The sequence below is a fragment of the Streptomyces cellostaticus genome, from assembly GCF_023630175.1.
Lineage (GTDB): Bacteria > Actinomycetota > Actinomycetes > Streptomycetales > Streptomycetaceae > Streptomyces > Streptomyces cellostaticus_A.
Genome location: NZ_JALLIN010000064.1, coordinates 24,335 through 31,584, shown reverse-complemented (window position 1 = coordinate 31,584; position 7,250 = coordinate 24,335). Strand labels below are relative to the sequence as shown.

Here is a 7,250-nt window from a genome sequence, read left to right as displayed (position 1 = left end):
GCGGGTCTCGATGAGGCCGACCGCCTTCTCGGGCAGCCAGGCGGACGCGGTGCCGCTGTCGTCGGACCCGGAGCCGAACAGGTGCGGGGCGAGCTGGGCCTGGAGGTCGGCGGGGTTGGGCCGGCCGGTGGCCTCCATCTGCATGCAGGACTCGATCAGCGGACGCAGCTCGTCCGGCAGGCCGGTGAGGTCCGGGCCCTCGCGGAGCAGCATGAACACCGTCTCGACCGGGTTCGCGCCGTGGAAGGGCGGGTGGCCGGTGGCGGCGAAGACCAGCATCGAACCCAGCGAGAAGACGTCGCTGGCGCCGGTGACGCTGCGGGAGTCCTTGGCCTGCTCGGGGGACATGTAGGCGGGGGTGCCGACGGCCACGTTCGTCATCGTCAGGCGGGTGTTCGAGACACCGGAGGCGATACCGAAGTCGATCACCCGGGGGCCGTCCTCGACGACGAGGACGTTGGACGGCTTCAGGTCCCGGTGCACCAGGCCCGCGCCGTGGATGGACTGCAGGGCCTCGGCCACGCCCGCCGCCAGCCAGCGCACCGCCTGTGCCGGGAGCGGGCCGCACTCGTTCACTATCTCCTCGAGGGAGGGCGCGGGGACGTAGGCGGTGGCGAGCCAGGGCACGGCGGCACGGGGGTCGGCGTCCACCACGGCCGCCGTGTAGAAGCCGGAGACGGCGCGGGCGGCCTCCACCTCGCGGGTGAAGCGGACGCGGAAGAGCTGGTCCTCGGCCAGCTCGGTGCGGACCGTCTTGATCGCCACGCGCCGGCCGGATGCCGAGCGCGCCAGATAGACCAGCCCCATGCCGCCGGCGCCCAGCCGGCCCAGCACCTCGAACGGCCCGATCCGCCGCGGATCGTGCTGCGTCAGCTGATCCACCACTTGCCTGCCACCTCCCCGTACGAGCCGCGCCACCACATATGTACGCGACCGAAGTGCAGCGTCTCACCACCGCACCGCAATGGCGGCACGCACCCTGATTCTTCCTGGCCGGGCGGCCGGTTGCGAACTCGGTGACGAATCGGGGTGTCTCATGCCGAATAAGGTCATTTCATCGCCGCTTCGCCCTGTTCACCGCTCCAGCAGGGCGAACGACGCCCCCTGATTGTCGGTGACGACGGCCACTCGTCCGTACGACGTCTCGAAGGGCGGCTTCTGCACCCGGCCGCCGAGCCGCCCCACGGCGCCGACGGCGTCGTCGAGGTCGGTGACCCGGAAGTGGGCCAGGAAGTGCGGGGGCATCTCGGCCGCAAAGACCTCGGTGACGTCCGCGCGGCCGAAGTCGGGCTCGTTCCCGGTGCCGAACAGGGCCTCGTGGAAGAGGTCGCCGTAGAAGGTGTTGGCGGCGGCGGTGTCCCGGGTGTACAGCTCGGCCCAGACGAACGTGTTCGGCTCGCGGCGCCGGCCGAAGCCGGCGTGGGTGCCGGGCTGCCACAGGGCGAACACCGCGCCCTCGGGGTCGGTGGCCAGGGCGGCGGTGCCCAGGTCGCCCACCGGGAACGGGGCCATCACCACCTGCCCGCCGGCCTCGACGATCCGCCGGCCGAGGGCCCGGGCGTCGGTGGTGGCGAAGGACACCGTCCACACCGTGGGCATGCGGCCGTCGGTCTTGGGGGCCAGCGAGGCGACGCGGTCGCCGTCCAGCAGGGCCCACACCGAGGAGCCGTAGGACTCCTCGAAGTCCCACCCGAAGAGCGCGCCGTAGAAGCGCTTGCCCGCCTCGACGTCGGGCAGTTCGGCGTCGACCCAGCAGGGGACGCCCTCGGGGTACGCCTCTTCGTTCGCGGATGCCCTGTTTTCGGCCATGCCGTCAAAGTAGCGGGGACGCGCGCGGCCCGCAGACCAGCCACACCATGCCTGTTTCCCCCGTGCACCCCATTTGCAGTCGGCCGAATCGCGCTCCGATCACCCGTCGGTAAGCTGACGACATGACAGGACAAGTGCGTACCGTCGACGGCCGCGTGGCCGGCAGACGTGGGCAGGCGACCCGGCAGAAGCTGCTCGACTGCCTCAGCGAGATGCTCAGCTCCTCCCCCTACCGGGATGTCAAGGTCATCGATGTCGCCCGGAAGGCAGGCACCTCGCCCGCGACCTTCTACCAGTACTTCCCGGACGTCGAGGGGGCCGTCCTGGAGATCGCCGACGGCATGGCGGCCGAGGGCGCCGAGCTGGCGGAACTGCTCGAGGGACGCTCCTGGGCGGGCAAGTCCGGCTGGCAGACCGCACAGGAACTCGTCGACGGGTTCCTGGAGTTCTGGCGGCGCAACGACGCCATCCTGCGGGTGATCGACCTCGGCGCGGCCGAGGGGGACAAACGGTTCTACAAGATCCGCATGAAGATCCTCAACTCGGTGAACGGCTCGCTCGCGGAGTCGATCGGCGAGCTGCAGGCCAAGGGGCGGGTGGACAAGGACGTGAACCCGGCGGCGATCGCCGGCTCGCTGGTCACGATGCTCGCCTCGGTGGCCTCGCACCAGAAGGGCTTCTCCTCCTGGGGCGTCAAGCAGGCCGAACTCAAGCCCAACCTGGCGCTGTTGGTCCACCTGGGCGTGACCGGCAGGAAGCCGAGCAGATAGCGGACGCACCCCGATCCGGATACCAGGTCCTGTCTGGCAGGCGGTGGCCCACCCGAGTGGGCCACCGCCTGTCCCTTTCCCGGGGACGGGCGGCCGGCTCCGCGGCGGGGCTCAGGTGAGCGGGCTCCCGCGCTGGTGCTGCGGCCGGAAGGGTCTGCCGGAAGGCTCGCGGCGTCCGGTGCGGTGCAGCGCAAGGCGGAGCGTCGTCCGCGTACCGGACGTACTCGGGTGATGCGACAACGCGGCGCGGTGCCGTGCCGGGCGCCGCGAGCCGGTGAACCCTTCCGGTCACGGCACTAGCCCCGCGCCGCGGGCAGCGGCCGGTCCCGCACCACGTGCTTCATCACCAGCGTGGAGGTGAGCCGCTGCACCCCGGGCAGGGTCGCCAGCCGCTCGTCGTACAGCCGCTGGAAGGCGGCGAGGTCGACGGTGGCCACCCGGAGCAGGTAGTCGGGCTCGCCGAACAGCCGCTGGGCGTCCAGGACATGGTCCAGCTCGCCGACCGCCCGCTCGAACTCGGCGACGGTGTCGCGGTCCTCCTGCCGCATGGACACGAAGACCAGCGCCTCGAAGTTCAGCCCGAGCGCGCCCGCGTCCACCAGGGCCCGGTAGCCCTGGATGGCGCCGGAGCGCTCCAGCTCGCGCAGCCGCCGGTGGCAGGGCGAGACGCTCAGGCGCACCCGGGCGGCCAGCTCGGTCACGGTCAGCCGCCCGTCCTGCTGCAGTTCGGCAAGGATTTTCCGATCCACGTCATCCATGAGCAAGATTCTCCCTCGGAAACCCCGATCAAGGGCAAACAACAGGAACACTTTCGGGCCATTCACGCCTAATGTCGCCGACATGGAACCGGGCCTGCTCTTCTCCTTCCTCGCCGTCGACCTGCTGCTGGTGTGCGTGCCGGGCGCCGACTGGGCGTACGTGATCGCGACCGCCGTGCGCGGCGGCCGGGTACCGCGCGCGGTGGCGGGCCTGGTCTGCGGGTACGCCCTGCACACGGCTCTGGCGACGGCGGGTCTCGCGGTCCTGGTGGCGGGCTCGCCCCGGTTGCTGACGGCCCTGACGGTGGTGGGCGCGGGCTATCTGCTCCGGCTGGGCTGGGGTGTGCTGCGCCGGCCGGCCGTGCCGGACGCGGACGCCGGAACGCCGGCCGACGGGAGGCTCTTCCTGCGGGGTGCCACGATCAGCGGCCTCAACCCCAAGGGTCTGCTGCTCTACCTGTCCGTGCTCCCCCAGTTCCTCACCCTCACCGGCGACCGGCTGCCCGTGCCCGCGCAGACGGCGGCTCTGGGCCTGCTCCACATGGCGTGCTGCGCGGCCGTCTATCTCACCGTCGGCGCATTCGCCCGCTTCCTGCTGGCCGCCCGCCCGGCGGCGGCCCGCGCGGTCACCCGCACCTCGGGGGCGGCGATGCTCGGCGTGGGCGCGCTGCTGCTGGTGGAGCGGCTGGCCACGCTCTGAGGCCCGGTTCCCCGGCACGCGTCCCGGCTGCCCGAGGACGCCGGGGCCTCCGGGGCGTCCGGGGCGTCCGGGGCGTCCGGGGCGTCCGGGGCGTCCGGGGCGTCCGGGGCGTCCGGGGCGTCCGGGGCGTCCGGCGGCGGCCATACTCGCCCCATGGCACAGAAGGATCTCCACGACATGCTGCGGTCCCTGCGGGTCTGGGCCCCCGGGGCCACCGAGCTGCGCCCCTTCGACCCGGACACGGCTCCCCCGACGCCGCTGCCCCTCTTCACGAGCTGGTTCGCGGAGGCGGTGGCGGCCGGGCAGCCGGAACCGCACACGATGTCGCTGGCGACGACGGACGAGGAGGGCCGGCCCGACGTACGGATCGTCATGATGCACGGCGCCGACGCGGACGGCTGGTCCTTCGCGAGCCACTCGACGAGCCGCAAGGGCCGGGCCCTGCACGCCCACCCGCACGCCGCCCTCGCCTTCTACTGGCCGGCGCTGGGCCGCCAGGTGCGGGTGCGCGGATCGGTGGCGTCGGCCCCGTCGCACGAGAGCCTGGCGGACCTGCACGCACGCTCGACGGGCGCGCTGGCCGCGGCCCTGACCGGCCGGCAGAGCGAGGAGCTGTCCTCGCTGGAGGAGCTGCGGCAGGTGTCGGAGGCGGCCTGGGCGCGGGCCCGCGAGAACCCGTCCGAGCCCTCCCCCACCTGGACGCTCTACCGGCTGCGCCCGGAGGCGGTGGAGTTCTTCCAGGGCGACCCCGACCGCCGCCACGTACGCCTCGAATACCGCCGCACGGAGTTCGGCTGGAGCAAGAACCTCCTGTGGCCGTGACCCGCCTCGCGGCGCGGCGGGTTCAGTCCCCGAACCGCCACACCGCGAAGTCCGCCACGCCGCGGTACCCGATCCGCCGGTAGAGCCCGTTGCTGGTGGGGTTGGCGAGGTCGGTGAAGAGGAGCACGTGGGCCACTCCGGCCGCCAGGGCGGCGCGGCCCACCTCCGCCGTCACCGCGCCCGCGTAGCCGTGGCCGCGCAGGTGTGCGGGGGTGTACACCGGGGCCACCCGGACCTGGCCCGCGGTCTCCGGGGTCGCGCCGGCCATGGAGACGGGCGTGCCGTCCGGGGTCTCCCAGAGGGTGAGGCCGCCGCGGGCGATGCGGGCGTCGGCCCAGGGGCCCGCGCCCTGGCCCGCGCTCTGCCCCACCGCGTCCTTGAACTCGTCGTACCAGCGCGTCAGCAGGTCCCGGTCCCCCCGGCCGGCCACTCGGGCCCGGCCCGCGGGACGCGGCGGCGGGGCGCTGGGCTCGGCGAGTCGGTAGAGCCGCCTGCGCTGTGTAAGCCGGGCCGTGGTGCCGGTGCGCCGCCGCCAGGAGGCGGCGAGGGCCGCCGCCGTCCCGCGTTCGCCGGAGACACCGGTGAGCGGATGGCCGGCGTCGGCCAGACGGATCGCCAGCGCCTCGGTGCCCTCCGGGCCGAGCTCGGTGAGGTGGAGCGGGAACGGGGGCGTGTGGACGAACGCGGCACGGATGCCGTCGGCCCCGTCCCGCAGCGTGCCGAACAGCGGGGCCCCGTCGCCGTAGAGGTGCGGTCCCCGGCTGCGCAGTGCGTCCAGCACCGTCAGCGGGATCGTGTGCAGGGCCGGACGGGAGCGCAGGAAGCCGCCCGCGCGGACCAGGAACGCGTCCGGGTCGTCACTCAGGTGCCAGTCGTCGGGGGGCATGCGCCCATGATCCGGGTTGGCCGTCCGGCCGGAACAGCGGTTTTCCCCACTCCGGGACGCGCCCCGTGGCGGCTGTCCGGCCACGGCGCGGCGTGAATCACCCGCTTTCCCCACACGCGTGATCAATCCGCAACCAATTCCGGTCTTGACCGAGACCCATCAACCTGGTGGGTGATTACGCTCGCGCTCATGGCCGACTCCCGTCCCTCCTCCGCGCACCCGTCCGCGAGCCCCGCCGAGCGCCCCGTCTACGTCATAGGCGCCGGCCCCGGCGGACTGGCCGCCGCCCACGCGCTGCGGGCCCGTGGGGTGCGGGCCGTGGTGCTGGAGAGGTCCGACCGGGTGGGCGCCTCCTGGCGGCGGCACTACGACCGCCTGCACCTGCACACCACCCGGCGCCTGTCGGCCCTGCCGGGCCTCGCGATACCCCGCGGGTTCGGGCGCTGGGTGGCCCGGGACGACGTGGTCCGGTACCTGGAGAAGTACGCCGAGCACCACGAGCTGGAGATCGTCACCGGTGTCGAGGTGTTCCGCGTCGAGCGCTGCGGTGACGGCGACGGCTGGGTACTGCACGCCTCCGGCGGGCGTGAGCTGACCGGCAGCGCGGTGGTCGTCGCCACCGGCCACAACCACACCGCGCGGGTGCCCGACTGGCCTGGTCTGGACGGCTTCGGCGGGGAGTTCCTGCACGCCGCGCAGTACCGCGACGCACGGCCGTACGCGGGCCGGGACGTGCTGGTCGTCGGCATCGGCAACACCGGTGCCGAGATCGCCGTCGACCTGGTGGAGGGCGGCGCCGCGCGGGTCCGCCTGGCCGTACGCACCGCCCCGCACATCGTGCGCCGCTCGACCGCCGGATGGGCCGCCCAGTACACGGGCGTGCTGGTGCGGCGGCTGCCGGTGCCGCTGGTGGACCGGCTCGCCCGGGCCCTGGCGCGCTTCATCACCCCGGATCTCTCCGCCCACGGGCTGCCGCGGCCCGACGGCGGGCTGTACAGCAGGGTGCGCGAGGGAGCCATCCCGGTGCAGGACGTCGGCATCGTCGACGCCGTGCGCGGCGGGAAGGTGGAGATCGTCGCCGCGGTCGAGGGGTTCGAGGACGGGAAGGTGGTCCTCGCCGACGGCGGGCGCCTCACCCCGGACACGGTGATCGCGGCCACCGGGTACGAGCGGGCGCTGGACGGGCTGGTCGGGCACCTCGGCGTGCTGGACGGACGCGGCAGACCGGTGGTGCACGGCGCCCGCACGCCAAACGGCGCCCCCGGTCTCTACTTCACCGGGTTCACCAATCCGATCAGCGGCATGCTCCGGGAGCTGGCGATCGACGCGGAGCGGATCGCCAGGGCGGTGGCCAGGAGACTCGCGGCGGGCGCCCGGCGCTGACCGCACCGCACGGACTTCCCCGAGGTCGGTTCCGGCCGGCCGGTGCGCCTCAGGATCCGCAGCCGGCCCGCGTCCGGATCTCCGATGCGCGACGGGACGACCTGCGCAGACACGCTCGACCA

8 protein-coding genes are annotated in these 7,250 nt (G+C 73.6%); 4 read left to right on the top strand and 4 right to left on the bottom strand.

All coding sequences use genetic code 11. The features are described 5' to 3' along the window. Together MXD57_RS29135 and MXD57_RS29130 are read right to left on the bottom strand one after the other, a co-directional pair. Positions 1-885: serine/threonine-protein kinase (locus tag MXD57_RS29135; protein WP_250405168.1), on the bottom strand; the 885-nt coding region annotated here is incomplete at its 3' end. 189 nt (positions 886-1,074) lie between these two features. Next, entirely contained in the window at positions 1,075-1,809 is a 735-nt protein-coding gene (locus MXD57_RS29130; protein WP_250405167.1) for a VOC family protein, read from the bottom strand. Positions 1,810-1,943: 134 nt separating this feature from the next. Between MXD57_RS29130 and MXD57_RS29125 the strand changes: the two genes are divergently transcribed. Then, positions 1,944-2,579 carry a TetR family transcriptional regulator gene (locus MXD57_RS29125; protein WP_250405170.1) on the top strand — a complete coding sequence of 212 codons (636 nt, stop codon included), beginning with the start codon at positions 1,944-1,946 and terminating at the stop codon, positions 2,577-2,579. Between the two features lie 296 nt (positions 2,580-2,875). Here MXD57_RS29125 and MXD57_RS29120 read toward each other — a convergent pair whose 3' ends face one another. After that, positions 2,876-3,337, bottom strand: a complete 462-nt coding sequence (locus tag MXD57_RS29120; RefSeq protein ID WP_250405166.1) for an Lrp/AsnC family transcriptional regulator — start codon at positions 3,335-3,337, stop codon at positions 2,876-2,878. A gap of 82 nt (positions 3,338-3,419) precedes the next feature. Between MXD57_RS29120 and MXD57_RS29115 the strand changes: the two genes are divergently transcribed. Continuing rightward, positions 3,420-4,037: a LysE family translocator gene (locus MXD57_RS29115; RefSeq protein ID WP_250405165.1), complete on the top strand. Its 618-nt coding sequence runs from the start codon at positions 3,420-3,422 to the stop codon at positions 4,035-4,037. A gap of 153 nt (positions 4,038-4,190) precedes the next feature. Further along, positions 4,191-4,859 (top strand): pyridoxine/pyridoxamine 5'-phosphate oxidase, encoded by a 669-nt coding sequence (locus MXD57_RS29110; protein WP_250405164.1) that lies wholly within the window; start codon positions 4,191-4,193, stop codon positions 4,857-4,859. A gap of 22 nt (positions 4,860-4,881) precedes the next feature. Here MXD57_RS29110 and MXD57_RS29105 read toward each other — a convergent pair whose 3' ends face one another. Beyond that, positions 4,882-5,745, bottom strand: coding sequence for a GNAT family N-acetyltransferase (locus MXD57_RS29105; RefSeq protein ID WP_250405163.1), 864 nt, complete (start codon positions 5,743-5,745; stop codon positions 4,882-4,884). A 189-nt stretch (positions 5,746-5,934) separates the two neighbouring features. Here MXD57_RS29105 and MXD57_RS29100 point away from each other — a divergent pair, with 189 nt between their 5' ends. Further along, positions 5,935-7,128 carry a flavin-containing monooxygenase gene (locus MXD57_RS29100; protein ID WP_250405162.1) on the top strand — a complete coding sequence of 398 codons (1,194 nt, stop codon included), beginning with the start codon at positions 5,935-5,937 and terminating at the stop codon, positions 7,126-7,128. Positions 7,129-7,250: the final 122 nt, after the last annotated feature.

Coding starts and splice junctions, on each gene's coding strand:
- MXD57_RS29130 (WP_250405167.1), bottom strand. CDS start 1,809: ATGGCCGAAAACAGGGCATCCGCGAACGAAGAGGCGTACCCCGAGGGC.
- MXD57_RS29120 (WP_250405166.1), bottom strand. CDS start 3,337: ATGGATGACGTGGATCGGAAAATCCTTGCCGAACTGCAGCAGGACGGG.
- MXD57_RS29115 (WP_250405165.1), top strand. CDS start 3,420: ATGGAACCGGGCCTGCTCTTCTCCTTCCTCGCCGTCGACCTGCTGCTG.
- MXD57_RS29110 (WP_250405164.1), top strand. CDS start 4,191: ATGGCACAGAAGGATCTCCACGACATGCTGCGGTCCCTGCGGGTCTGG.
- MXD57_RS29105 (WP_250405163.1), bottom strand. CDS start 5,745: ATGCCCCCCGACGACTGGCACCTGAGTGACGACCCGGACGCGTTCCTG.
- MXD57_RS29100 (WP_250405162.1), top strand. CDS start 5,935: ATGGCCGACTCCCGTCCCTCCTCCGCGCACCCGTCCGCGAGCCCCGCC.